Annotated in this window: 21 protein-coding genes; 16 read left to right on the forward strand and 5 right to left on the reverse strand. The window is 67.1% G+C overall.

Annotated features, from left to right (window positions below; translation table 11 throughout):
• The first annotated feature begins 111 nt into the window (after positions 1-111).
• Positions 112-399 carry a hypothetical protein gene (locus tag ABZ942_RS14670; RefSeq protein WP_357382003.1) on the forward strand — a complete coding sequence of 96 codons (288 nt, stop codon included), beginning with the start codon at positions 112-114 and terminating at the stop codon, positions 397-399.
• 48 nt (positions 400-447) lie between these two features.
• The gene (locus ABZ942_RS14675; RefSeq protein ID WP_357382005.1) at positions 448-732 is read left to right on the forward strand and encodes a hypothetical protein; all 285 of its coding nucleotides are present in this window, start codon (positions 448-450) and stop codon (positions 730-732) included.
• 6 nt (positions 733-738) lie between these two features.
• On the opposite strand, the gene ABZ942_RS14680 is transcribed toward ABZ942_RS14675, so the two are convergent.
• Positions 739-1,014 carry an Lrp/AsnC ligand binding domain-containing protein gene (locus ABZ942_RS14680; protein ID WP_357382007.1) on the reverse strand — a complete coding sequence of 92 codons (276 nt, stop codon included), beginning with the start codon at positions 1,012-1,014 and terminating at the stop codon, positions 739-741.
• Between the two features lie 4 nt (positions 1,015-1,018).
• A complete protein-coding gene (locus ABZ942_RS14685; RefSeq protein WP_357383166.1) occupies positions 1,019-3,520 on the reverse strand; it encodes a DEDD exonuclease domain-containing protein in 2,502 nt (833 codons plus the stop codon).
• Between the two features lie 657 nt (positions 3,521-4,177).
• Here ABZ942_RS14685 and ABZ942_RS14690 point away from each other — a divergent pair.
• The 10 genes from ABZ942_RS14690 (at position 4,178) to ABZ942_RS14735 (ending at position 14,000) form a co-directional block, all read left to right on the forward strand.
• Positions 4,178-4,750, forward strand: a complete 573-nt coding sequence (locus tag ABZ942_RS14690; protein ID WP_357382009.1) for a C40 family peptidase — start codon at positions 4,178-4,180, stop codon at positions 4,748-4,750.
• A gap of 265 nt (positions 4,751-5,015) precedes the next feature.
• Positions 5,016-6,044, forward strand: a complete 1,029-nt coding sequence (locus tag ABZ942_RS14695) for an NlpC/P60 family protein (RefSeq protein WP_357382011.1) — start codon at positions 5,016-5,018, stop codon at positions 6,042-6,044.
• 65 nt (positions 6,045-6,109) lie between these two features.
• The gene (locus ABZ942_RS14700) at positions 6,110-7,105 is read left to right on the forward strand and encodes a hypothetical protein (protein ID WP_357382013.1); all 996 of its coding nucleotides are present in this window, start codon (positions 6,110-6,112) and stop codon (positions 7,103-7,105) included.
• A gap of 46 nt (positions 7,106-7,151) precedes the next feature.
• The gene (locus ABZ942_RS14705) at positions 7,152-8,279 is read left to right on the forward strand and encodes a glycosyltransferase family 4 protein (protein WP_357382015.1); all 1,128 of its coding nucleotides are present in this window, start codon (positions 7,152-7,154) and stop codon (positions 8,277-8,279) included.
• A gap of 56 nt (positions 8,280-8,335) precedes the next feature.
• On the forward strand, positions 8,336-8,719 hold the full coding sequence (locus ABZ942_RS14710; RefSeq protein ID WP_357382016.1) for a polyketide cyclase / dehydrase and lipid transport: 384 nt from the start codon (positions 8,336-8,338) through the stop codon (positions 8,717-8,719).
• A gap of 65 nt (positions 8,720-8,784) precedes the next feature.
• Positions 8,785-9,222, forward strand: coding sequence for an SRPBCC family protein (locus ABZ942_RS14715; protein WP_357382018.1), 438 nt, complete (start codon positions 8,785-8,787; stop codon positions 9,220-9,222).
• A gap of 23 nt (positions 9,223-9,245) precedes the next feature.
• A complete protein-coding gene (locus ABZ942_RS14720) occupies positions 9,246-10,508 on the forward strand; it encodes an ArsA family ATPase (RefSeq protein ID WP_357383168.1) in 1,263 nt (420 codons plus the stop codon).
• Complete coding sequence (locus tag ABZ942_RS14725) at positions 10,498-11,598, forward strand: hypothetical protein (protein ID WP_357382020.1); 1,101 nt, start codon at positions 10,498-10,500, stop codon at positions 11,596-11,598. The genes ABZ942_RS14720 and ABZ942_RS14725 overlap by 11 nt, the downstream gene beginning before the upstream one ends.
• Positions 11,595-12,602, forward strand: a complete 1,008-nt coding sequence (locus tag ABZ942_RS14730) for an ROK family glucokinase (protein WP_357382022.1) — start codon at positions 11,595-11,597, stop codon at positions 12,600-12,602. Before ABZ942_RS14725 ends, ABZ942_RS14730 begins: the two co-directional genes overlap by 4 nt.
• Positions 12,603-13,274: 672 nt before the next feature.
• Positions 13,275-14,000 carry a lysophospholipid acyltransferase family protein gene (locus tag ABZ942_RS14735; RefSeq protein WP_357382024.1) on the forward strand — a complete coding sequence of 242 codons (726 nt, stop codon included), beginning with the start codon at positions 13,275-13,277 and terminating at the stop codon, positions 13,998-14,000.
• A gap of 222 nt (positions 14,001-14,222) precedes the next feature.
• On the opposite strand, the gene ABZ942_RS14740 is transcribed toward ABZ942_RS14735, so the two are convergent.
• Entirely contained in the window at positions 14,223-15,173 is a 951-nt protein-coding gene (locus tag ABZ942_RS14740; protein WP_357382026.1) for an Lrp/AsnC family transcriptional regulator, read from the reverse strand.
• Positions 15,174-15,408: 235 nt separating this feature from the next.
• On the opposite strand from ABZ942_RS14740, the gene ABZ942_RS14745 reads away from it, so the two are divergent.
• From ABZ942_RS14745 to ABZ942_RS14760, 4 genes are all read left to right on the forward strand, one after another.
• Positions 15,409-16,965 (forward strand): alkaline phosphatase D family protein, encoded by a 1,557-nt coding sequence (locus ABZ942_RS14745; protein WP_357382027.1) that lies wholly within the window; start codon positions 15,409-15,411, stop codon positions 16,963-16,965.
• Between the two features lie 51 nt (positions 16,966-17,016).
• A complete protein-coding gene (locus tag ABZ942_RS14750; RefSeq protein ID WP_357382029.1) occupies positions 17,017-18,294 on the forward strand; it encodes an FAD-binding oxidoreductase in 1,278 nt (425 codons plus the stop codon).
• A 761-nt stretch (positions 18,295-19,055) separates the two neighbouring features.
• On the forward strand, positions 19,056-19,778 hold the full coding sequence (locus tag ABZ942_RS14755) for a hypothetical protein (RefSeq protein ID WP_357382031.1): 723 nt from the start codon (positions 19,056-19,058) through the stop codon (positions 19,776-19,778).
• Between the two features lie 915 nt (positions 19,779-20,693).
• Positions 20,694-21,446, forward strand: coding sequence for an SDR family NAD(P)-dependent oxidoreductase (locus tag ABZ942_RS14760; protein WP_357382033.1), 753 nt, complete (start codon positions 20,694-20,696; stop codon positions 21,444-21,446).
• A 462-nt stretch (positions 21,447-21,908) separates the two neighbouring features.
• Here ABZ942_RS14760 and ABZ942_RS14765 read toward each other — a convergent pair whose 3' ends face one another.
• Both ABZ942_RS14765 and ABZ942_RS14770 read right to left on the reverse strand, forming a co-directional pair.
• Positions 21,909-22,325, reverse strand: coding sequence for a cytochrome c oxidase subunit 4 (locus tag ABZ942_RS14765; protein ID WP_357382035.1), 417 nt, complete (start codon positions 22,323-22,325; stop codon positions 21,909-21,911).
• A 14-nt stretch (positions 22,326-22,339) separates the two neighbouring features.
• Positions 22,340-23,419: a cytochrome c oxidase subunit II gene (locus ABZ942_RS14770; RefSeq protein ID WP_357382037.1), complete on the reverse strand. Its 1,080-nt coding sequence runs from the start codon at positions 23,417-23,419 to the stop codon at positions 22,340-22,342.
• Positions 23,420-23,547: the final 128 nt, after the last annotated feature.

A 23,547-nucleotide genomic window follows, 5' to 3' on the forward strand; every position in this document is an offset into this window, starting at 1 on the left:
TAGCTGATGTGCATAAGATGTGGTCAGAGCGGTAGCTAGATTGGCGCCTCTATTACACAGCCGACTCGGTGCGGGTTTGGGCCGGACGGCTCGAGCGGCGAGGAGCACAGCATGCGACGCAGCGTTCGTGCAGTAGTCGGGGGTCTTACGGCGGTAGCTGTCTGCGCGGGCGCTCCGAGCGCCGTGGCCGATGGGTGCGGGCTGTTCGTGAACGGCGTGAACTACACCGGTCGAAACGGGTGCGTTCTGCTCGGCGATGACGCGATCCGTGATTTTCAGAACGACTCCGACAGTGTGGTGACGATCTATGCCGACGCCACCTGTCAGGGCGTCTCCACCGGGGTCCTCTCGCCGCACGACAGCGGCCCGTTCACCGGGAAGTCGATGATCGTCAGCTGATCCCTCTCCCCGCGAGAACCCCGGCTCCGATCAACGAAGGAGCGCAGCATGAAGCACAGCGTTCGGATCGCACTCGGGGTGCTTTCGGTGATAGCCGTGTACGTCGCCCCGCTGGCCGGTGCGGCGGAGGGTGAATTGCTCGTCGACGGAACCGATTACGGCGGGCAGTCCGGGTGCATCGACCTCGGGCCCAACGCGCCACGCAAATTCAAGAACAACAGCGACCGCACGGTGACCATATATATGAACGACCACTGCGTCGGTGCCGCTTCCGGCATCCTCGCTGCTCGCGGCAGCGGCACCTACACCGGCAGTTCGATGTTGCGGAGCTGATCCCGCTCACTCCCCCAGCGAGAACCCGGCCTCGGTATCCGCACTGGCATAGGACTTGAACGCGATGTGCGTGGTGGTCCGCGCGACGCCGGCGACCTTGTCGATCCGGTTGGTCACCACCTCGGCGATCTGCTCGTGGTCGCGCACCCGCACGATCGCGATCAGATCCACGTCACCCGCGCAGGAGTACACCTCGGCAACACCGTCGGTGTCCGCAACGGCCTGCGCGGTCTCGGGAATGCGGCCATTGTCGGCGTCAATCATCACGATCGCGGTAATCATGCGCTCAGCCTAAGCGTTCGACATACGCCTCCCCATCGGGTTGGGCGTGCGCCGCCGCATCCGCCACCTCCGCCCACCCCAACCACCGCCCGGCCCCATACAGCGGCTCCCGATACCCCTCACTCGTCCGCACGATCCGCACCCCCGCCCGCGCCAACCACCGCACAACAAGCGCCGCCTCCTCCGGCGAGGCCCCGCGCAACGGCGGCACATTGATCGGCACCCATTCCGGTGCCGCGACACCGAACACTGACGGCGCCTCAGCCGCACCACCGCCTACCGGACTGGCGCCTGTCACATCGCTGCCCGCCGCATCGCCACCCGCCACGCGATCACCCGCCGCATCGCCGCTGGCCTCGTCGCGGACTCCCGCATCGCCACCAGCCACCACGCCTCGCGCTTCACCAACACCCGCCGAGCGATCAACTGCCGCTTGACCGCCTACTGCAGCGCCACCAGCCATACCACTGGCTCCGGTGCCACCAACTGCATCGCCGTCAGCCACACCACCACCCGCTGCGTAATCACGCGCCATACGGACACCCACCGCACGATCGCCTGCCGCATCGCCACCCGCCACGCGATCGCCTGCCGCATCGCCGCTGGCCTCGTCGCGGACTCCCGCATCGCCACCAGCCACCGTGCCTCGCGCTTGACCTACACCCGCCGCACGATCGCCTGCCGCATCGCCACCCACCGCAGTACCGCCCACCGCATCGCCACCCACCACAGCACCACCCACCGCAGTACCGCCCACCGCAGTACCGCCCACCACAGCACCACTCACCACATCGCCACCCGCCGCAGCGCCGCTCACTGCATCACGGTGTGCCGCATAACGACCTGCCGAATCTTCGAGCCGCCCATCGTGATCCGGCGCAATGGAGCGGATTGCCTCCGATGTTGCAGTGAAACGGGCGGCCCCCTGCTCTGGTGCCCGCGCGGACGATCGGGGCGTTGCGGCGGGAATGTCCGCCACGATCTGGACCTCAGCGGATACGCCGCCCTCGGGGATCACGGTTTCGGCGGCCGCGACGATCTGTTCGACGACGGCCATGGGTGGCACGCCTCGTGCGGCGTTTCCCGCACCCGCGAGGCGTCCGTAGCGGATGACGGCGAACTCCCAGCCGCCAGCGCCGTCGGGGTGGGCGGCGATCAATTCCGCGATGCGGGCGATGGCGGCGAGGCGCTGGGTGCGGTGCAGGGCGCGGACGACGGCGGCGGTGCGGTCGCGGAGGCGGGCTGCTGCCTCGAAATGTTCGGCGCGGGAATGGGTTTCGATGCGGTCGAGCATGGTGCGCAGTGGAGTGTCGGAGTAACCGGCGAACAGTGCGCGGACGAGCGCGGCGGCGGGCGCGTATTCCTCTGTATTAATAGGAGTGCCGGAGGCGGCTGCCGGGCACCCGCCGACGATCGCGGGCGGACACTCGTGCAAGCCGTGCCGAGGCAGGCGGGTACTGCAGGTGCGCAGGCCGGTGTATTCGGCGATGATCACCGCCAGCTCGGTTGCGTCGGCGCGAGAGTTGAAGGGCCCCAGCGCATCCCGGTTCGGGGTGCGCACGATGGAGAATCTGGGAAAGGGCTCGTCGGTGAGCGTGATCCACCAGGCCCGCTTCGGGAACTTCGAGCGGCGGTTGTACGGCGGGGTGTGCGCGACGAGCAGGCGCAGCTCGCGGACACCGGCCTCCAGCGCGTGTGCGCAGACCACATGGTCGACCCGGGTGGCCAGGGCGACCATCTCCTTCATCCGCCCGCGGGTCTCCGAGCCGGTGAAGTAGTTGCGTACTCGCCGGCGCAGATTCACTGCCGTACCGATATAGAGGACCTCGTCGGTCGGCCCGCGGAACAGGTACACGCCGGGGCTCGCGGGCATGTCGGCGGCGAGGACGCGCTTGGCGCGCTGGCGCGGGGTGACGTCGGGCAGGTAGTCGACCAGCTCGGTGAGGCTGTGCACGCCTTGATTGCCGACCCGGGCGATCAGCGCGTGCAGCACGTCGACGGTCGCTCGCGCGTCGTCCAGGGCCCGGTGCGTCGGCTGTGTGCTCGCGCCGAGCAGCTGGGCCAGCGCGCTCAACCGAACCGACGGCGCCTCGTCCCGGCCGAGCACCCGGCGGGCCAGCTTCACGGTGCACAGCACGGTCGCCACGGGCCACGCCATGTCGTTCGCCGCCGCGGCGGCCTTCAGAAACGCCATGTCGAACCGCGCGTTGTGCGCGACCAGCACCGCGCCCGATGCGAACTCGAGGAAACCGGGCAGCACCGACGCGATGGTGGGCGCCGCGTAGACCATGGCGGTGGTAATCCCGGTGACCTGCACGATCGCGGGCGGCACCGCCCGTCCGGGGTTGACCAGCGTGGCGAACTCGCCGAGCACCTCACCGCCGCGCACCTTCACCGCGCCTATCTCGGTGATCGCGTCACCACCGGGACTGGTCCCGGTGGTCTCCAGGTCGACGACCACGAAAGTGGTGTCGAAGAGAGGCGTGTCGAGGTCATCGAAGACCAGCTGCTGAGCGGCGGCCTTGCGCGGCGCGGGGTCGGACACGGGCTGGAGCGTAGGGGGTGGGTCCGACAAGGACGGGCGCACGCGGGCAGAGTTGAGCGCACACGAAAACGCCAGGAAATGTCTGAATTACGCCGTGCGTATTTAAGCTCGACTACCCATGAAATGATCTAGAAAGCCAAAAAGTGATGCAGGTCACATTGTTACATAAACCGTATCAATCGGTCGGGCGTGTCGAGCGACGGAGGCGGGCCGCTTGACGCTCGCTGTGACCGATCACAGCCGAAGGGCCGATCGGTCGGTATCGGACCCGCAGATGTCCCCGAGATGAACGGAGCGACCTGGGGGAATGTCCAAAAGGTTCCCGCCGACCCGCCCGGGAAGCATGGCATCGCTGACCGAGATAGCGACCGGGAAGCTCGCCGCCGAGAACGCGTCGTTATCTATTCGTGATTGTTGGGATATATCTCACACTGTTTAAGCGTGAATTCACACCCGCGCACGCATTTCGCAGGAGGCGGACTTTACAAACCCCCGTGATGTGTTCGTAACCTTTTCGAGACCTCACGGAGTCCGACGCACCAACTCGGTGCGAACGACACGAAGTCCGCGGCACCAGTCAGGGTGCGGCGTCGTGGGGCAGATTGGGAGTACCGCATCATGACGACCAAATCCGTCAAGCGTTCGGCGCAGCGTGCCGTCGCCGCCGGGGCCGTCGGCGCTGCCACCATCGGCGCGTTCCTGCTTCCGGCCGCCCCCGCATCGGCCCAGCCGGTGAACATCCCCGGCGTGGGAACCTTCGAGGTGCCGAACGAGATCCAGATCCCGCAGGGCATCCCGGGCATCGAACTGCCGGGCCAGGCGCCGCTGCCGTTCGTCGCCCCGAAGCGGACGATCGGCGAGGAGGCCCTCGACGCCGCCATGAGCAAGCTCGGCGCACCGTACGTGTACGGCGCCGCGGGCCCGAACGCGTTCGACTGCTCCGGCCTGGTCAAGTGGTCCTACGAGCAGGCCGGCTTGGAGCTGCCGCGCACCAGCGGCGCCCAGCTGTCCGCGGGCAGCCCGGTCTCGATGGACGACCTGCAGCCGGGCGACCTGGTGTCGTTCTACGGCGGCGGCCACTCCGGCCTGTACGCCGGTGACGGCAATGTCGTGCACGCGTCCACCGCCGGCACGCCCGTGCAGGTGGCCCCGATCTCTTCGATGCCGGTCGCCGGAGCCCGTCGCTTCTGAGAAACCGCTGGTCGGGCCGTACGTCGCGGCCCGACCGCCGGACGGTTCCTGTGATCATTTCGTTCTCTACTGGACACAGACCCAGGCCGTTCCGTAACCTAATCGAGACCTTCTCGAATTACCCGAGGCGCGCACAGCGCAAACCTCGTTTTTCGTAGACAGGGGCTCGTCGGTTCAGATCGTCGGTTCCAGAGAGATCGTTTCACGAGAGAGCGGGGCACGGCAGGCTGTGGCAACACACCGGAGACATGGCACGCGACGTCTGGTGGGAGGGGCCCTGGCGGTCGGCGTCCTGGCCACCACCGCCCTCTACGGTGGCAGTCCGGCCGGAGCTGATCCGGTCGCACTCCCGTCCACGGCCAGCGAGGCCGTGCAGCGAATGATCGACCTCTCGCGACAGTCCGAGCAACTCAATCAGCAGGCGCTCGACGCGCAGAACGACCTCGACGCCAAACAGGTGATCCAGCGCGACGCGGACGCCAAGCTGGCCGCGAGCACCGACGTGGTGAACCGAGCCCGCGACGAGGTGCGCAAGTACCAGCCGATCATCGACCGGACCGCGATCGCCGCCTATCAGGGCGCGCGCACCAACCGACTGTTCGCCGTGCTGGTCAGCGATTCCCCGCAGCAACTGCTCGACCAGATGTCGACGCTGGACGTGCTCGCCGCGCAGACCTCCGCACAGCTGGACCAGTACAAGGTGGCGACCGACTCCGCCAACGCAGCGGAAACCGTCGCGCGCCGAGCCGCCGACGAGGCCCGCGCGGCCGCCGACAAGGCCGACACGGTGCGCGCCGACCTGGAACGCAAACGCAGCGACCTCGGCGGCGCCATCGCCCAGGTGGTGCAGGCGTGGGGCTCGCTGTCCACCAAGGACAAGTCCGCCCTCGCCGGTTCACCCTTCCCGCCCGGCTTCGACCGCGACAGCCTGCTGCAGGGCCTGGTACCCGGCAGCGGCACCAGCGCATTGGCCGCGGGCCTCACCCGCATCGGCGACCCGTACGTATGGGGCGCGACCGGCCCGAACCAGTTCGACTGCTCCGGACTCGTCCAGTGGGCGTTCAAACAGGTCGGCAAGAACGTCCCGCGCACCAGCTCCGCGCAGGCGACCTACGGCACGCCGGTCGCCAAGGATGAACTGCAGCCCGGCGACGTCGTGTTCTTCTACTCCGACATCTCCCACGTAGGCATCTACGCGGGCAACGGACTCATGTTGCACGCCTCCACGTTCGGTGTCCCGGTCGCCGTCGCCCCCATGGGCTCGACGCCCTACAACTCCGCTCGGCGATACTGACCAACCATGAATGGGCATGACCTGTCCGACCCCGACTTATCTGCGCTGAGCGCGAAGGCACAGCGATGAGTGACCTGCGCGGTCTGCGCGCGTGGTGGTCGGCGCGGCGGCGGTTCGAGTTCTGCTTGACCGTGGCGATGGTGATCGCGTTCACCGGTTTCTGCGGTGCCCTGATCATGCTGCCGAATTCGGCGCTACCGAAACCGCATGCGGCACAGGCGACCACCGATGCTGTCGGACAGGCCCCCGCCGGCGATCCGCGCTTGGCCGAGGTGCGACGCAGTATCGAACCATTCGGTCCGATACTCGCCCACCAGGTGGCGACCGGCGACGGGCAGCAATCGCTGGTAGTCGGCCATCCCGCGCAGCGCGTCGAAATCGACGTCCTGGAGCGGGAACTCGCCGCCGCGACCACCGCGGTCACCGACGTGTGGGGCAAGGACTGGGCGCAAGCCAGCACGGTCGTCGTCGCCTCCTCCCCCGCCGAATTCGCCGGACTCGTGCACGCGGGCACCATGTCCGCCGAGGTCGCCGCCGCCTCGGTGGCCGACCCGTTCGCACCGGGCACCCAGCCGACCGGCCAGCGCATCGTGTTCAGCCCCGATGCGGGCCGCCGCCTCGACCCCGACGGCCTGCGCACCCTGCTCCGCCACGAACTCACCCACATCGCCACCCGCGCCGAGACCCGCGACGGCGCACCGCTGTGGATGCTCGAGGGTTTCGCCGACTACGTCGCCCACCGCGGCCAGGGCCACCGCTTCGCCGACATCGCCCCCACCCTCACCGCGCAGGCCCGACTCCGCGACCTCCCCGGCGACCTCCCGGCCGATCCCGACTTCACCGGCCGCAATGCCGCAGGAACCTACGAACAAGCCTGGTCCGTCTGCGCCTACATCGCCGACACATACGACCAACCCCGACTGGTCGAGCTCTACCGCCAGATCGCCGCGGCCCGCCAAACCCCGGACACCGAAGACCAGATTCTGCAGAATGTGCTCGGCACAACTCGCGCCGATTTCGTCGCCGACTGGCGCGACTGGCTGTCCACGCAAGCGATCTGAGCCGCCGCGCGAAGCCCGCGCAAAACCAACACAGTAGGTTGTCACCATGGCCCGAACTCTGCTGGTGACCAATGATTTCCCGCCGCGGCCGGGTGGTATTCAGTCCTATCTGCATGCCTTGGCCGGTCAGCTCCCGCCGGATGATCTCGTCGTGTACGCGCCGCGCTGGCGCGGCGACAGCCACCTGAAATTCGATGCCAAACAGAAGTTTCAGGTGGTCCGCCACCCCACCACGCTGATGCTGCCGACCCCGCTGGTGATGCGCCGGGCCGCGCGGCTGCTGCGCAGCGAGAAATGCGACACCGTGTGGTTCGGCGCGGCCGCACCGCTCGCGCTGATGTCGCCGGTGCTGCGGCGCGCGGGGGCCGAGCGCATCCTGGCCAGCACGCACGGGCACGAGGTCGGCTGGTCCATGCTGCCCGGCGCCAGGCAGGCGCTGCGCCAGATCGGTGAGCACACCGACGTGGTCACCTATGTCAGCAAGTACACGCGCGGCCGTTTCGCGTCGGCGTTCGGACGCAACGCCGCGCTGGAGTATCTGCCGCCTGGCGTGGACACCGATGCGTTCCGCCCGGACCCGGCCGCACGTGCGGAACTGCGCGACCGCTACGGACTCGGCGACCGCCCGACCATCCTCTGCCTGTCCCGCCTGGTCCCTCGCAAGGGTCAGGACGCGTTGATCGTCGCGATGCGCGAGATCCGTGACCGCGTCCCCAGTGCCGTGCTGGTGATCGCGGGCGGCGGTCCCTATGAGGAAAAGCTGCGTCAACTCGCCATCGCCGCGGGCGTCTCCGATGACGTCATCTTCACCGGCCGCGTCCCCTCCGGGGAACTCGCCGCCCACCACACCCTCGCCGACGTCTTCGCCATGCCGTGCCGCACCCGTGGCGCGGGCCTCGACGTGGAAGGGCTCGGCATCGTCTACCTCGAAGCCTCCGCCTCGGGCGTGCCGGTCGTCGCGGGCCGTTCCGGCGGTGCTCCGGAAACGGTCATCGAGGGCGAAACCGGGCGCGTAGTGGACGGTCGCAGTGTCCAGCAGATCACGGACGCCCTGGTAGACATCCTTTCCGACCCCGACGCGGCCGCCAGGATGGGCGCAGCGGGCCGGGCCTTCGTCGAGGAACGCTGGCGCTGGGACACCCACGGCGCCCGGCTCCGCCAGCTACTGCGGTGAAGCGGCAGGCGTCAGCGAAGCGTCGTTGTGCCAGGCCATCCATTAGGCTCAGCGCTGTGAGCACTATCCAGGTCGCCGACCAAACCTTCGTCGCCGCGCCAGGGATCGCCGTCGCCGATGTCCTATCGGCACCGAACAACTGGCGCCGCTGGTGGCCGGACCTGACCCTCGTTGTCCGGGAAGACCGGGGCGACAAGGGAATCCGCTGGACCGTCAGCGGCGCGCTGGACGGAACCATGGAAGTCTGGTTGCAGCCCGCGCTCGACGGCGTGATCGTGCACTACTTCCTGCACGCCGAACCGCAACCCGCGATCCCGCAGCATCGGATGGCCGCCGCCAACCGTGCCCGCCGCGTCGCGGGCCGCAACATGGCGTTCGAATTGAAGTCCCGGCTGGAGGCAGGCCGCCCGGCCGGTGTCGCACCCGCGCACGCCTCCTGACGCTCCGCCAGTATTCGCCGGCTCCCATCCCCCACGACCGTCGCTGAAAGGAACCGCTGTCCGCCATGGCCGACAGGACCCAGAGGTCGATCATCATCGAGGCCCCGTCGCAGCAGGTGATGTCCGTCATCGCCGATCTGGAGTCCTACCCGGAGTGGGTCTCGGCGGCGAAATCGGTCGAAGTACAGGAAAAAGGACCGGACGGCCGGGCGCGCACCGCGCGGTTCGTGCTGGACGCGGGCGTGGTGAAGGACAGCTATGTCCTCTCCTATACCTGGCGCCCGGACAACAAGGCGGTCAGCTGGACGCTGGTCAGCGGTGAGCTGCAGAAGGCGCAGAACGGCACCTACGAACTCATCGATCAACCCGACGGCAACACCGAGGTCGTCTACACGCTCACGGTCGACCTGAACATCCCGATGATCGGCATGTTCAAACGCAAGGCCGAGAAGGTGATCACCGATACCGCGCTGAAAGAACTGAAGAAACGGGTCGAAGGCTGACGACGCACACGACCCGGGTCGAACTGTTCATCGGCAAAGGCGGGGTAGGCAAGACGACGCTGGCATGCGCCACCGCCATGTCCTATGCCAGGGCGGGTAGCCGCGTGCTGGTGGCCTCGCTCGACCAGGCGCATTCGCTCGGCGACGCGCTCGGATTTCGTTTTCCACACGATCCGGGCACCGTCACCGGCATCGCGAACGTGCTGCCCGGCCTCGACGTGATCGAGGTGGATTCCCTTGCGCTGCTGGAGGATCGGTTCCGCGACGTGGTCCGGGTGCTGTCGCCGGGCTCCGGTCACCAGCACGGCATCGACCTCGCCGCGCTGGATCCGGCCGAGCTGACCGGCCTGCCCGGCGTGCAGGAACTGCTGATGCTCGTCGAGATCACCCAGTTCGCCAACGAGGACGACTGGGACGTGATCGTCGTCGACTGCCCGCCGTCGGCCGACATGCTGCGCATCATCACCGCACCGGACACCCTGCTCGGCTACCTCGAGCGGATCTGGCCGCCGCACGCCAGGGCGATGAGCACCGTCGGCACCGACCTGCGGCAGGCGATCCTCGCGGCGACCGTCGAACGGATCGTCAAGGCGGTCACCGAGGTCCGCGATCTGCTCGCCGACCATCAGCGCACCGGCGCGCGGCTCATCACCGTCGCCGAACGGGTCACCCTCGCCGAATCCGAGCGGGTCCGGTCCGCCGCCACGCTGCTCGGGCTGCGGCTGGACGCGGTGGTGGTCAACAAGGTGCTGCCGCCCACCTCTCCGCTCGACACCGAGCATCCCGCGGTGCACTGGTATCTGAATCGGCGTGGCGAACAGCTCGCCGCCATCGCCGAATTAGCACGCTCGATGCCGGGTATTCCGCTGCTGATCGCCCAGCACACCGGACCGGAGCCGATCGGACTCACCTCGCTCGCGGCCCTGTCGTACGCGGTGGACTCGGACAGGAACACCGACGGCACAGGACCTATGCTGAGCGACAGTCCGGCGGAGGTTGACGCGAGTTCCGGCGAACCGGTGGTTCGATGTGAATCAGGCACCGGTCTGCGCGCGATATACACACTGCGGATGCCCCTGCCCGTTGTCGATGCGGCAACGCTGCGACTTGGCCGAGTGGAGGACGATTTGATCGTGGGAGCGGACGGTGTCCGGCGGCGAGTTCGTCTTGCGCCGGTATTGCGGCGGTGCACGGTCGACGGTGCGGAACTCGACGGCGGACATCTCGTGGTGCGATTCCGGCCGGATCCACAGTTATGGCCCGAAGGTAGCGGCGATGAGCGGTGAACGGACTTCCGGGTTCTTCCGGCGGGCTGCCGAGGGGCGCGAGGTGAGCGGGTTCTTCGGGCGCGGTGGTAAGGGGCAATCGGCCGAGGGCCGGGACGTCGGTGGGCCCGGGCAGGATGCTCAGGGACTGGACTGGGACGCTGCAAGCCGTGGCGCACAGGGTGATCGGGTCGCCGACTCTGCTGGTTGGCGCGCAGCAGACTCCGGTGATCGAGCAGCGCGTGGCTCCGGCCGAAGCGCGGACGGAACGGACCCGCACACCGACCAGGGTGCCGACGGGCCGGACCTGAGCAGCGATCGAGCCGCGCACGGCTCGGGCCGACCGGACACGCACGCAGGTCGGACTGCTATGGGCAGCGATCGAAGTGGGCCTGGCTGGCGCCGAAACGCGGACGGACCCGACGACTCGGAGGCCGACACCGCGAGCCGGAGTGCCGGTGCGGCGAACACGAGCGGCGATCGAACCCGTGGTTTCTTCAGGCGGAGCACCGGCAGCGGTGACCACGCGGGTAATCCAGAGCAGGACACCGCAAGTGAGCGCACGCACGGTGATCAGGATGCCGGCGCTACCGATTGGCGCGCCGAAGATGCGGACATGAGCGGTGATCGAGCTGCGCGTGGTGCCGAGGACGCTGGTGGGCAGCCGAAAGGTGCTGTAGGCGAAGGTGTTCCGGATGGCATGGCCGAGTTCGTCGCGGAATTGAAGCTGCTTGCCGAATCCGTGCTGGAGCGGGTGGAGCCGGTATTGCGCCAGGCCGCCGATGGACAGGTCGAATGGTCGAGTTGCAGCTGGTGTCCCGTTTGCGCGGCTGCCGCACTGATGCGTGGGCAACACCACGAGGTGCTGCAGACCGTGGCCGATCACGGCACCGCCATCGTGACGGTGCTGCGCGAGGCCCTCGCCGGAGTTCCGGTCGATCCGGTCATGCCGGAATCCGATCCGACCGGCGGCCCACAGCACAATCATGGTGTGCCACAGGACTATTCAACCGGCACCTCGCCCCGAGCGGAATCCGCTGCCGGACAACACACATCGCGGTCGACCAAGCGGTCCCGCTATGTCAGCATCCCCGTGACGATCAAGGCATGACGCACCGCATAGCAGGTGCGCGACCGCTGACCGTCGGAATCGACGTCGGCGGCACCAACATTCGCGCATCGGTGATCGACACCAGCGGCGAGGTCCTCGATACCGTCCAGGCGCCGACCCCGCATTCGGCCAAGGCGCTCGAGGATGCCCTCGCCCGGTCCGTTCGCGAACTGTGCCAACGGCATCCGATCGGCGCGGTGGGCTTGGCCGTCGCCGGTTTCATCAACGGCGACCGTTCCACCGTCCGCTTCGCCCCACATCTGCCCTGGCAGGACACCCCCGTCGCGCAGCGGCTCACCGAACGGCTGGAGCTGCCCGTCATCCTCGAGCACGACGCGAATGCCGCCATGTGGGCCGAGTATCGGTTCGGCGCGGCGGCGGGCGGCCACAATGTGGTGCTCGTCGCGATCGGCACCGGCATCGGCGCCGCGCTGCTCATCGATGGCCAGCTGTATCGCGGAACCCACGGCGTCGCACCGGAACTCGGCCATCTGCAGGTCGTCCCGCAAGGCCGTGCCTGCCCGTGCGGTAAACGCGGCTGCTGGGAAAGGTATTGCAGCGGAACGGCACTCGCCGACATCGCGATCGAAATGCTGGCCACCGATCCGGTCCGCTCGGTCCTCGCCAAGGACGTCTATCGCGACCCCGGCTCACTCACCGGCCGCCGTGTCGCCAACGCCGCCCAGGACGGCGACCCGCTCGCGGTCCGGGTGATGGAGGATTTCGCCCGCTGGCTCGGCCTCGGCCTGGCGTTCGTCAGCGATATCTTCGACCCCGACCTCGTCGTCATCGCGGGCGGCGTCAGCAGCTCCGCTCCCCTGTTCCTCGACGAAGCCCGGGAGGAATACGCCCGCTCGGTAACCGGTGCGGGCCACCGCCCCCTCGCCCGCATCCGCACCACCCAACTCGGCGAAGCCGCAGGCATGATCGGCGCCGCCGACCTGGCCCGCGCCGCGCTGATCGAAACCGAACGCAAGTCCTCCCGAGTAGCCCGCAGCCGCTGACCCCGTCAACGGCCCCTGACCGGCTCAGCGTCCGCCGTTGATCATGAAGCAGCCCTGACCGACTCGGCCACAGCGGAGACGTTCGGTGTGGACCAAGATCATGGGGAACTGTTGCAGTTGGCCTCTTGGGCGATGCCAGCACAGGTTCCCCCTGATCTTGAACACTCCGCCTCGTTCGTGGGTCTGTTGTGGATCCGCATGCGTTCCTTCGACCTACGCACCCAATGCGCGCCCTGAGGTGGACTGATCGCGCGAACCCACGCGGCGGCTGCACCGTGGCCCAGGGTGCGTCTACCGAGAAGGCGTGCGGCAGTGCCCAGCCCAGGACTCGCGGGATGAGCGGATTCTGACAAGGCGGGTCGCTACAAGGCGGCGGGCGACCCCCGGACACGTGGGATTGCTCGGCGACGCCTGGCCGACACTATCCGGGCGGATGACGTTTCATCACCTGCGGCAGTGGTATTCGATCCATGAACGCTTGCTTCGGTCGCCGATGACCCAATTCCGGTCGCCGAGGAATCTGCTTCCGGTCGCCGATTACGGCGTGTCACCTTGCTCATGGCAGAGTGTGGTGAGATTCGCCGCTGCGGTTGGATGTGATCTGGCTCCAGCGGTAAAGTCGGCAACTGACGCAGGTGCCCGCCTCTATCCCGGTCCCGGGGGAAGGACGTCATGTTCTACTGGCTGCTGAAGTACGTGCTGCTGGGACCGTTCATGCATCTCTACAACCGACCCACGGTCGAGGGTGTGGAGAACATTCCGGCGGACGGTCCGGCGATCATGGCGGGTAACCACCTCTCCTTCGCGGACTGGCTGTTCGCGCCGCTGCTGAGCCCGCGGCGCATCAACTATCTGGCCAAGGCCGAATACTTCAACACCCCGGGCATCAAGGGCGCCTTCCAGAAGTGGTTCTTCACCACCTCCGGTCAGTTCCCGATCGACCGCACCGGCGCCGACGCGGCCGAGGACGCCCTCAACGCCGCGCGCAAGCTGCTCGACCAGGGCCGCCTCGTCGGCCTCTACCCCGAGGGCACCCGCTCACCCGACGGCCGCCTGTACAAGGGCAAGACCGGCCTCGCCCGCCTCGCGCTGGAAACCGGCGTCCCCGTCATCCCGGTCGCCGTCATCGGCACCGACGACGTGAGCCCGCCCGGACCGTTCCGCTGGCGCCGCCGCAAGGTCACCGTCAAGTTCGGCACCCCCATCGACTTCTCCCGCTACGAAGGCATGGGCGGCAACCGTTTCGTCGAACGCGCCGTCACCGACGAGGTCATGTACGAACTCATGCAACTCGGCGGCCAAGAATACGTAGACGTCTACGCGGCCAGCCTGAAGAAGAACATCCCCAACGGCAGCGCCCGCGAAGCAACCCGCATCCCGCACACCGCCGCCAGCTGAGCCCTTCCAGACACCAGAACGCCGCTAGCCAGCCCAACAGCTGACTGGCGGCGTTCGCGGTATCGGGGAACCGTCCCCACCGAACACCATCTCGCGATTCGGCTGCCAGGACCCGCTCGGCATCTCGGTCCGGCGGCGGGTTCGCCGGCGACCCACTGCCACGTCAGGCCGCTCAACGCCGCCACCCGCGGGCAGTCCATTGCCCCACAACAACTTCCACCGTCAGAGCAGCAGCGCTCCCGCCCGCTTGATGGTTCTGATGATGGGCGCGGTTTCCATCGAGTTGACGCCGTGCAGCGGGGCGATTCGTTCGGTCAGGAACAAGCTCAGATCGGTGGTGTCGCGGCAGTTGACCGCCACCAGTAGGTTGGTCGAGCCGGTGGTCAGGGCGGCGAAAGCGACCTCGGACCTGCGCGCCAGAGCTTCGGCGACATCCACGACGTCAGCGGGCTGGGCGTTGATCCACAGCCGCGCCTCGGTTCGAAACCCGATCGCGGCAGGCGGCATGTCGAGGTGGAACTGCAACACACCCGTGCGACGCAGCATCGCGAGGCGACGCCGCACCGTCGACTCCGACCACCCGGTCACCGTCGACAACTCCGCATAGGACGCGCGACCATCCCGATTGAGCGCATGCAGCAATGCCCGATCCCCGTCGTCCAATTCGACCGGGGCGGTCGATGATTCGACCGGGGGTGGTGCAAGACCCGCCGCCTGCTCCGGCGAAAGCGCTGCCACGCCTCCCCACCCGGACGGCAGCGCGAACCCGCGCAACACCAGATGCGCCGAAACCGACACCACCCGACTGGTACGCGGCAATTTGTTCAGCAGCAACGCATCCTGCTCCTGACTGGTCGCCGCCTGCACAGTGCACGAAACCTCGGTACCACCGGACAGCAGATACACAAACGACGTATCCGCACGATCCGCCAACGCCTTCGCCACCGACATCGCCGCGTCAGGCGTGCACCGCACCCGAACCGTCCAGGACACATACCCGAGCCGCCCACCATTGACCATGCCGACCACCCGCACCGTGCCCTCCCCACGCAACTTGCGATAGCGCCGAGCAACGGTGTTCTCCGAAACCCCCAGCACCGTGGCAATGTCACGAAAGGCAACCCGCCCGTCGATATGCAACGCATGAATCAGCCCGCGATCGACAGCATCCATTGAGTCAGGATAAATCTGTGACGGTATCCAGCACTCAACCAGTGGGATCGGTCAGCGGTCCGCTGATATTCGGCTGGGCACATGGGCGCGACACACGTCGAGCGGCCCGCTCCGTGATGTGCCACTCGTGTTCCACTGACGACGTGAGCCACGCGACTCGGCGCCGACCACCCCGTTACCCCACCAGACCGGACCCGTTCACATTGCGTTGAGATAGCTGGTCCAGGGTGATCCCATGACTGGTTCGACCTTCTCCCGCCGCACCCTACTGCGCACCTCCGCACTCGGCCTGGTGGCTGCCCCCGCGCTGGCCGCGTGCTCGTCGGACGGACCGGCCCTGGTCAAACAGCGGCCGGTGTTGACGCACGGTGTCGCGGTGGGTGACCCGCGCAGCGACGGCGCGCTGATCTGGGCCCGGGCCGACCGGCCGGCGACGCTGATCGTGGAGACGGCGTCCACCGAATCATTCACCAACGTCAGGCGATTCACCGGACCGTTGCTCACCCCGGATTCCGATGGCACCGGCCGGGTGCGCGTCAACGGCCTGCCCGCGGGCGAGCAGGTGCACTACCGGGTCACGCTGGAGAGTGACGACGGCGGTCGCTCCGAACCGATCACCGGCGTGTTCCGCACCGTGCCCACCGGCGCGTCCGATATCCGGCTGCAGTGGTCCGGCGACGTCGTCGGCCAGGGTTACGGCATCAACCCCGACCTCGGTGGCATGAAGATCTTCTCCACCATGGCCGCCCGCGACCCGCACCTGTTCCTGCACTCGGGCGACTCCATCTACGCGGACAACCCCGTCAAGGAATCGGTGACACTCCCGGACGGGCGAATCTGGCGCAACACCGTGTCCGAGGCGAAAAGCGCTCCCGCGCAGACCCTCCAGCAGTACCGCGGCGCCTACGCCTACAACCTGACCGACCAGAACTACCTCCGCTTCAACACCTCGGTCGCTCAGGTGGTGCAGTGGGACGACCACGAGACGGTCAACAACTGGTACCCCGGCGGCCTCGTTCCGGAGTCCAAGGGCTACGCCGAGCGCAGCATGGACGTCCTGGCCACCCGCGCCTGGCAGGCGTTCCACGAGTGGATGCCGGTGGAGCCCAAGGAGGCGGTGGACGGTCGCCTCTACCGCAAGATCTCCTACGGCCCGCTGCTCGACATCTTCGTGCTGGACATGCGGACCTACAAGGACACCAACGACGCCGACAACGGCCCCGAGGGCCGCATTTTCGGTCCGGCACAAACGAAGTGGTTGATCGAGGGCCTGCGCGACTCCAAAGCCACGTGGAAGATCGTCGCCAACGACTTGCCGCTCGGCTTGGTTGTCAAGGACGGTGAACAGCCGAACACCACCGCATTCGAGGGCCCGGCCAACGGCGACCCCGGCGCGCCGTCCGGCCGGGAAACCGAGATCGCCCAGGTGCTCTCGTCGATCAAAGCGAACAAGGTGACCGATGTGGTCTGGCTGACCGCCGACGTGCACTACACCGCGGCGCACCATTACGCGCCCGAGCGCGCGGCGTTCACCGACTTCAACGAGTTCTGGGAGTTCGTCTCCGGCCCGCTCAACGCCGGTGCGTTCGGACCGAACCCGCTGGACGGGACGTTCGGACCCGAGGCGGTGTTCGTGCACGCGCCCACTGTGCAGAACGCTTCGCCGCTCGACGCCTTCCAGCATTTCGGCGAGGTACAGATCGACGGCAAGTCAAGGGAACTGACAGTCAATCTGTGCGATGCGAGCGGATCCGTGCTGTTCAGCCAGCGACTCGAACCGACCGTCCGGTAGCACACGAGATCGGGGAGGCGGCGCGGGCCGCGCTGTAGTAGCTTTCGTGCCATGAGCACGCCGCAGTTTGTCTCCGCCGAGGAATACCTACCCCGCGATACGGCGGATGTCGTTCGCACGGTTCGGGATTCACGCGGCCGCGCGGAACCGCTCACCGTGCGCGGCGGCGAGCAACTCGACGATGGACTGACACTGCCCGCCCAGCCCACGGTGGTGTCGCTGCGCCGGATGAATCAGGTGCTCGACATCAATCTGGGGCGGCGGACGGTGCGGGTGCAGGCGGGCGCCAAGCTGTCCGACATCGACCGGCGGCTCGGCGCGCACGGGCTCGGGCTGCCGATCGTCGGCGACCATCGCGACATCACCGCGGGCGGATTCGCGTCCGTGGGCGGGGTGAGCGCGGCGTCGCACAAGTACGGCATGTTCATCGACCAGGTCGTCGATCTGGAGTACGTGGACAACGACGGCCGCATCGGCACCTGCGGGCGCACCCACCACGCCGAGCGGTTCCATCGCATCCTCGGCGCGGGCGGGCGCGCGGGCATCATCACCGCGCTCACCCTCGACGTGATCGACATCGACAAGGACCGCACCTGGCTCACTACCAACGCGGACCGGTTCCTCGACTTCGACTCCTTTGTCGAACACGCCTACGCCGAGATCATGCGGCCCGGCAACGCGGCACTACAGGTGGGTCGCTGGGTCGATACCGCGCCGTTGAAGGTCGCGCGGCCGGGCGGCGTCGGACACGTGCAGCTGGGCACCGTGCGGTTCGGGCAGTGGTCGACGCTGCATCCCACCGCGCCGACCCGCTCGGTGCGGGCGCGGCGCGAAGTGGGCTCGCGTGCGCGGAAGTCGCTGGGCGTCATCGCCTCCGCCGCCAGCGGGCCCGCGGGCATGCCGCTGCGTAATGCCGCGGCCGGCGCGGTGCTGTTCGCGCCGAAGGTGCAAACCCTGCGCGACGCCGAGTATCTCGCCGACACCGCCCTCAGCTCGTCCGAACGCGGACCGGCCTACCGGGTCGGCATTTTCGCGCCGCTGTCGAGCTACACGTCGGTGTTCTACCGCCTGCACGACCTGTTCGCCGGTCACCGCGAGCGCACCGGCTGCTTCACCGTCATCTCCGCGATGACCTACGGCGTGCGCTCCCGCTACCTGCGCTCCGAGTCCGCCGCCCGCGGCCTCTCCCCCGAAGACCACGGCCTGATCACCTTCACCAGCCGCCTCCGCCCCGCCGCCCTCCCCTCAGAACTGTTGCGCGACATAGTCTCCGGGATCGATGAGATCTGCCGCTCGGAGAACGCGCTGCGCTACGAGTCGGAGGAGTAAGCGGCGTCGCGCCGGTGCAATCGCTTGCAACCGGTGCGGCGCCCCCGTTGGCGTCGGTCGGCCGAGGGAACCGGTACGGCCACGGTATCGCGACCAGAAGGCGATACGGGCAGTAAGCGCGGTCACGGGTGACACATCACCGTTGGGTACTACCTCGCGGTCACGGTATCGCGACGGGGATACGGATACCCACCCGTCGCCAGTCGCGCGCTGTTGCGCGTCCGGCGGACGCCGACGCCGACGCGTCAACCGTCCTCGGCGACCTGGATACTCGCACTGGCCTGTATGTCGGCCAGCGCGTCGAGGCGGCAGGCCACTCGGATGAGTCAGCGGGACGCTGCGCGATTCAACAGGCATTACGCAACGAATCACGCTTCCGTCCGGTAGTGAAAGAAATGCATTTCGGGCCCCCGCTGCGCATTGCTGGAAGAAGATATTCGTCGCCGTCGACCTCATGGATGGATGCGATCTTCCCCTTCTTTCGACAGGTTCCTCGCCTGCCGAAACAACGTCCACCCAGCCACGCGACACCGACTGGAGACGCCGGTCGAAGTTTTGTCCGCCAATCGCTGATGCGCTAAAGTCTCGGGGACTCGAACCACGTACTCGCTCGGCTGACTGCGCAGACCTGGCTACGGCACGTCGAAGGAGCAGCGGATTACTGGCCCGATTTCGAAGCGAGTTACCGCACCCTGATCGGACGCTCCGGAAGGCACTGAAGGTCGAAGCACTCGGCATGCAGTTCCCGCGGACTCACCACCGTGGGCATGATCTCGTTTGTTCCGGCACGAATCCTGATCATCCGTGGAGGAAACTTGAAACTTTCGAATCGCACGCGTGCGGCAGCGGCCGCCGTATTTCTTACGGGGACCATCACTTCGAGCGCCGTCGCGTATGCGGCCCCCTTCGAACCGCCTGCAAACCTGGATAGCACGCAGCTGACCAAAATCATGAAAGAACAATACGGCCCGACGCTGGACAAAGCGATTTGCAGCAAAGGGGATCTGCCCAGTTCCGTGCTGGACGAGTTTTCCGATGCCCGCGATCAGAGCCCGCTCGAAGGTGGCGCCGATGCCGAGCTGGAAGCTCGCACAACAATCAGGGTCAAGACTACCGGAAGCAAGAACAAAGACGGGGTCTACAATCCGAAGCCGGCGTACGGCGAAGCCGCCAGGAAGGCAATGGAAAGCGATACCGGCGGCAACTACAGCAATGCCTTCCGCCGTTTGATATGCGACAACGCAGAGGCGAAGGATGACTATGCGGCCGTGCGAAAGGAACTCCTGAAGCATCTGAAGTTCAGGCCCGGCTTCGAGGAAAATATCAAACTCGTGAAATTCGACTACGTGAAACTTATGAAAGAGTACGACATCCTGTGCAAAGCGGGGCTGCCACTGGAACCGGCCGGCGAGCAGACGTGCGACAACGATGCGAGCAAGCAGTTGGCCGAGAAGAAGAAGGCAGAGTCGGACCAGAAGGACTGACCCAGCCTCTCGAGCATCCGAAAAACCGATACCGCCCGCATCGCCGCGCACCGCGACGGCCATGCGGGCGGTAATTGCACAGCTCGCCGGCGGGCTCGAGCGCCACCGGCCGATTCCGCCCGGCACAACTGATCCAGCCCGCACCGGCCGACCGGCGAACCGGTGCCAGGCCGTGCGCCGTGCGAACACCGCTGCACCACATCGCAGGGCGGAGCGCGCTGACTTCCTGCAAGACAACGACACCTGCGCGCCCGAGCGGCGAAGCCAGCAAGCCCCAGCCGAGCGGCAACTCCACCAGATCAAACGCCACACGCGACCGCCGCCGCGCATGACATGGCTCGGTGAAGCCCCGTACGACAATGAATCTCGCATGGCCACCAGCGAGTCCGGCTGGCCGAGCGGGCAAACCAACCGCCCCAGCGTCGGACGGGACACGGCGGCGCGAAATCGCAAGACAGACCGCCACCATGTCCCGCTCGACAACGAATCCCGGGCAAGCCGAACATCGAACGGGACGTGGCGGCGGCAAATCGCAGGACGCGCCGCTGAACTCCTGCAAGACAAATCGCAGGACTCGCCGCCCTGATGTCCTGCTCGGCGATCAATGTTTGGGTAGCCGAAGTGGGACACGGCGGCGAGGCGGGCTTGGTAGCCTGCTCGGCGTGATGGGGCGTGCGACAGGGCGCCAGGGCATTTGGCGAACGGCTCCATCAAACGGGCGGCAAACTCTATACTGTGACCGGCCGTGCAGGTCGCCAGAAAGTAGCGGCGGCATGTGGGTTGGGCACTGTCAGTGCGGTGCCGTGCGTGTGTTCAGCCCGTCCGCTTGTGAAGGTTGCTGTGCCGATGCCCGAATTTCGTGCTGTCCCGGTTGGATTCGTAGATCGTAAGCGTCACCGTCCGCCGGATCGAGGCTTGATCGGACAGCGCGTGCTGATCACCGATGCCAGCTCCGACATCGGCCGGGCGACCGCGAATGTGCTTGCCGCCCAAGGTGCCCAACTGCTGTTGGTGGCGCGCGGCAGCGATGAGCTCATCGGCGCCTGCGAGGAAATCCGCTCGGACGGCGGCATCGCGGACTGGAATCGTTGCGACATCTCGGCGCTCGGTGACGTCGATCAGCTGGTCAGCTGGGTGCTCGGCGAATTCGGCACAGTCGACGTGCTGATCAACACCGCCGGTCGGCCGACGCGCAAGCCGGTGACCCAGTCGCTGAACCGTTTCCGCGACTACCAGCAAATGATGGCCAGCAACTACTTCGGCCCACTCCGCCTCACCCTGGGCCTACTACCCGCGATGCTGCGCTCCGGCTCGGGCCACGTCATCAACGTCGGCCCATGGAACGCACACACCGGCGCCGCACCGAATTTCGCCTCCTACGCCAGCGCCCAAGCCGCCTGGACCACCTTCGGCCAATGCGCCGACGCCGAACTCGCCCCCCACGGCATCCAGGTAACCGCCGTCCACTACCCCGCCTTCCGCGCCGACCTCGACTCTCAGCACACCGAGGAACACGCGCTAGAAGCCGACCAAACCGCCCATCGCATCGAAACCGCCATCTACGCCAGATCCCCCCGCCTCGAGCCCCGCTTCACCCGCACCCTGTACGCCCTGGCCGGCGTAGCCCCCCGCTCCACCGCCCGCCTCATGCACGCCTTCGGCATCTAACCCGCCGAACCCCGCCCGCCCCAACGCGATCCGAACCCCGCGCACAGTACGCCTCGCTGGCACAACCGCCGTGCCATCGCCCGCACGTGCACGCCCTCGGCGCCTAGCCGCCGAAATCCCGTGCACCGCAATGCCACCCGCATCCGCGCAGGCGCCCCGCGAAGCAGCCTCCGCGCTACCGCCCGCGCTGTGTACACCCTCGGCACCCGATCGCCGCACCTTCCGCGCCCCGCACCGACTCCCCCGCACTCCGCCCGTCTCAGGACTCGGTGTCGGTCCACGGCCGCCGCTACACGCGCACGGGAGACCCCCCGTCGGCATCCACCATCCGACTTGACCCACGTTGCACACACTTGATGTCTGCTACAACCCGCGTCAAGAGCACGCAACCTACGTCAAGTGCTGCTCGAAACGACGAAAGCCCCCTCCGGCGGATGGCGGAGGGGGCTTTCGGGTATTGGGTCAGTGCTTCTCGGGGCCCAGGTAGTACTCGAAGACGAGGCCTGCGGCGGCGATGAGGATGCAGACTACGCCGAGGCCGATCAGCCAGAACTGGAAGAAGGCCAGGCCGAGGGCGGTGATGGCGCCGGCGCCGGCGAGGCTGATGGGCCAGAAGCTGCCGGGCGAGAAGAAGCCCAGGTCGCCTGCGCCGTCGACGATCTCGGCATCTTCGTAGTCTTCCGGACGCAGGTCGAGGCGACGTGCGACGAAGCGGAAGTAGGTGCCGATGATCAGGGACAGGCCGGCGGTCAGCACCGTAGCGGTGGTACCGGCCCATTCCACGCCGGTGCGGGATACGCCGGTGAAGTAGCCGTAGACAATCGCGACGATGACGAAGAACACCGTCAGCAGTTCGAAAATCCGCGCTTCGATCTTCATATCAGATCAGTCCCTTACTTTGCCTCGGCCGCGGTCTTGGTCGTGCGATCGGTATTGAACGGCCGGGTCGACGTGGCGACCGGCGATTCACCGATGGACTGCAATGCTTCGGCGTTGGTCTTGCCCGCCTTGCGCGCGTCCAGGTACTTCGTGAACTTGTCCGGCGAAACCGCGCGCACCTCGAAGTTCATCATCGAGTGGAAGGTGCCGCACATTTCCGCGCAGCGGCCGACGAACGCACCTTCCTTTTCGATCTTGGTGATCTGGAAGATGTTGTCCGAGTGGTTTTCCTTCGGGTTCGGCATCACGTCACGCTTGAACAGGAACTCCGGCACCCAGAAGGCGTGCACCACGTCGGCGGCGGCGAGCTGGAACTCGATCACCTTGTTGGTCGGCAACACCAGGACCGGCACCTCGGTGCTGGAACCGTAGGTCTCGACCTTGTCGTAGTGCAGGTAGGACAGGATGTCGTGCGCGGGCAGGCCGTTGTGCATCGGGCCCGGCTGCGGGTGACCATCCTTGGTCTTTTCCTTGTACCCCTCGAGCTGCTCCTGGTTCGCGGCCTCACGAGTGGTGTCGATGCCGTCGTACTTGGCGCCGTCCTTGAAGTCCACGTTGCGGTAGCCGAACTTCCAGTTCCACTGGAAGGCGGTCACGTCGACGGTGACGTCGGGATTGTCGACCTTCTCGTGCACGTAGTTCTGCACGACGACGGTGAAGTAGAACAGCACCGCGATGATGACGAACGGCACCGCCGTGTAGGTCAGCTCCAGCGGCACGTTGTAACCGGTCTGCCGGGGGAACTCCGGGGAGTCGGCCTTCTTGCGGTGGAAGGCGACGGTCCAGAAGGTCAGACCCCACACCAGCACGCCCATCACCAGCGCGGCCAGAACCGACCAGGTCCACAGCTCCCGCATCCGGGTGGCCTGCGGCGTGATGCCCGAGGGCCAGCCGAACCGCAGCCAAACATTGTCGATCGAGCAGCCCGAGACGAGCACCGCGGTGATCCCGAGGGACACCGCCAGCCCGGCCCGCCGAAGGATCCGTCCCCGGGCGGGACGTGCCCCGATCTCTTCGCTCGCCTTGTGCGCCACGCTCACGCCTTCCTGGTCGCCACACATTCCGACATTTGCACCGCCTGGGCTGCGACCGCCCTGGCGATACGTTCTAAGCACATGATCAGGCCGGTCTCCGGTCGAGCGCGTACGCCGCCTGAGAATGG

It is taken from the genome of Nocardia sp. NPDC046473, assembly GCF_040645995.1.
GTDB lineage: Bacteria > Actinomycetota > Actinomycetes > Mycobacteriales > Mycobacteriaceae > Nocardia.

Coding starts and splice junctions, on each gene's coding strand:
- ABZ942_RS14715 (WP_357382018.1), top strand. CDS start 8,785: ATGGCCGACAGGACCCAGAGGTCGATCATCATCGAGGCCCCGTCGCAG.
- ABZ942_RS14750 (WP_357382029.1), top strand. CDS start 17,017: ATGAGCACGCCGCAGTTTGTCTCCGCCGAGGAATACCTACCCCGCGAT.
- ABZ942_RS14740 (WP_357382026.1), bottom strand. CDS start 15,173: ATGGATGCTGTCGATCGCGGGCTGATTCATGCGTTGCATATCGACGGG.
- ABZ942_RS14725 (WP_357382020.1), top strand. CDS start 10,498: ATGAGCGGTGAACGGACTTCCGGGTTCTTCCGGCGGGCTGCCGAGGGG.
- ABZ942_RS14705 (WP_357382015.1), top strand. CDS start 7,152: ATGGCCCGAACTCTGCTGGTGACCAATGATTTCCCGCCGCGGCCGGGT.
- ABZ942_RS14680 (WP_357382007.1), bottom strand. CDS start 1,014: ATGATTACCGCGATCGTGATGATTGACGCCGACAATGGCCGCATTCCC.
- ABZ942_RS14765 (WP_357382035.1), bottom strand. CDS start 22,325: ATGAAGATCGAAGCGCGGATTTTCGAACTGCTGACGGTGTTCTTCGTC.
- ABZ942_RS14690 (WP_357382009.1), top strand. CDS start 4,178: ATGACGACCAAATCCGTCAAGCGTTCGGCGCAGCGTGCCGTCGCCGCC.
- ABZ942_RS14700 (WP_357382013.1), top strand. CDS start 6,110: ATGAGTGACCTGCGCGGTCTGCGCGCGTGGTGGTCGGCGCGGCGGCGG.
- ABZ942_RS14745 (WP_357382027.1), top strand. CDS start 15,409: ATGACTGGTTCGACCTTCTCCCGCCGCACCCTACTGCGCACCTCCGCA.
- ABZ942_RS14730 (WP_357382022.1), top strand. CDS start 11,595: ATGACGCACCGCATAGCAGGTGCGCGACCGCTGACCGTCGGAATCGAC.
- ABZ942_RS14675 (WP_357382005.1), top strand. CDS start 448: ATGAAGCACAGCGTTCGGATCGCACTCGGGGTGCTTTCGGTGATAGCC.
- ABZ942_RS14670 (WP_357382003.1), top strand. CDS start 112: ATGCGACGCAGCGTTCGTGCAGTAGTCGGGGGTCTTACGGCGGTAGCT.
- ABZ942_RS14735 (WP_357382024.1), top strand. CDS start 13,275: ATGTTCTACTGGCTGCTGAAGTACGTGCTGCTGGGACCGTTCATGCAT.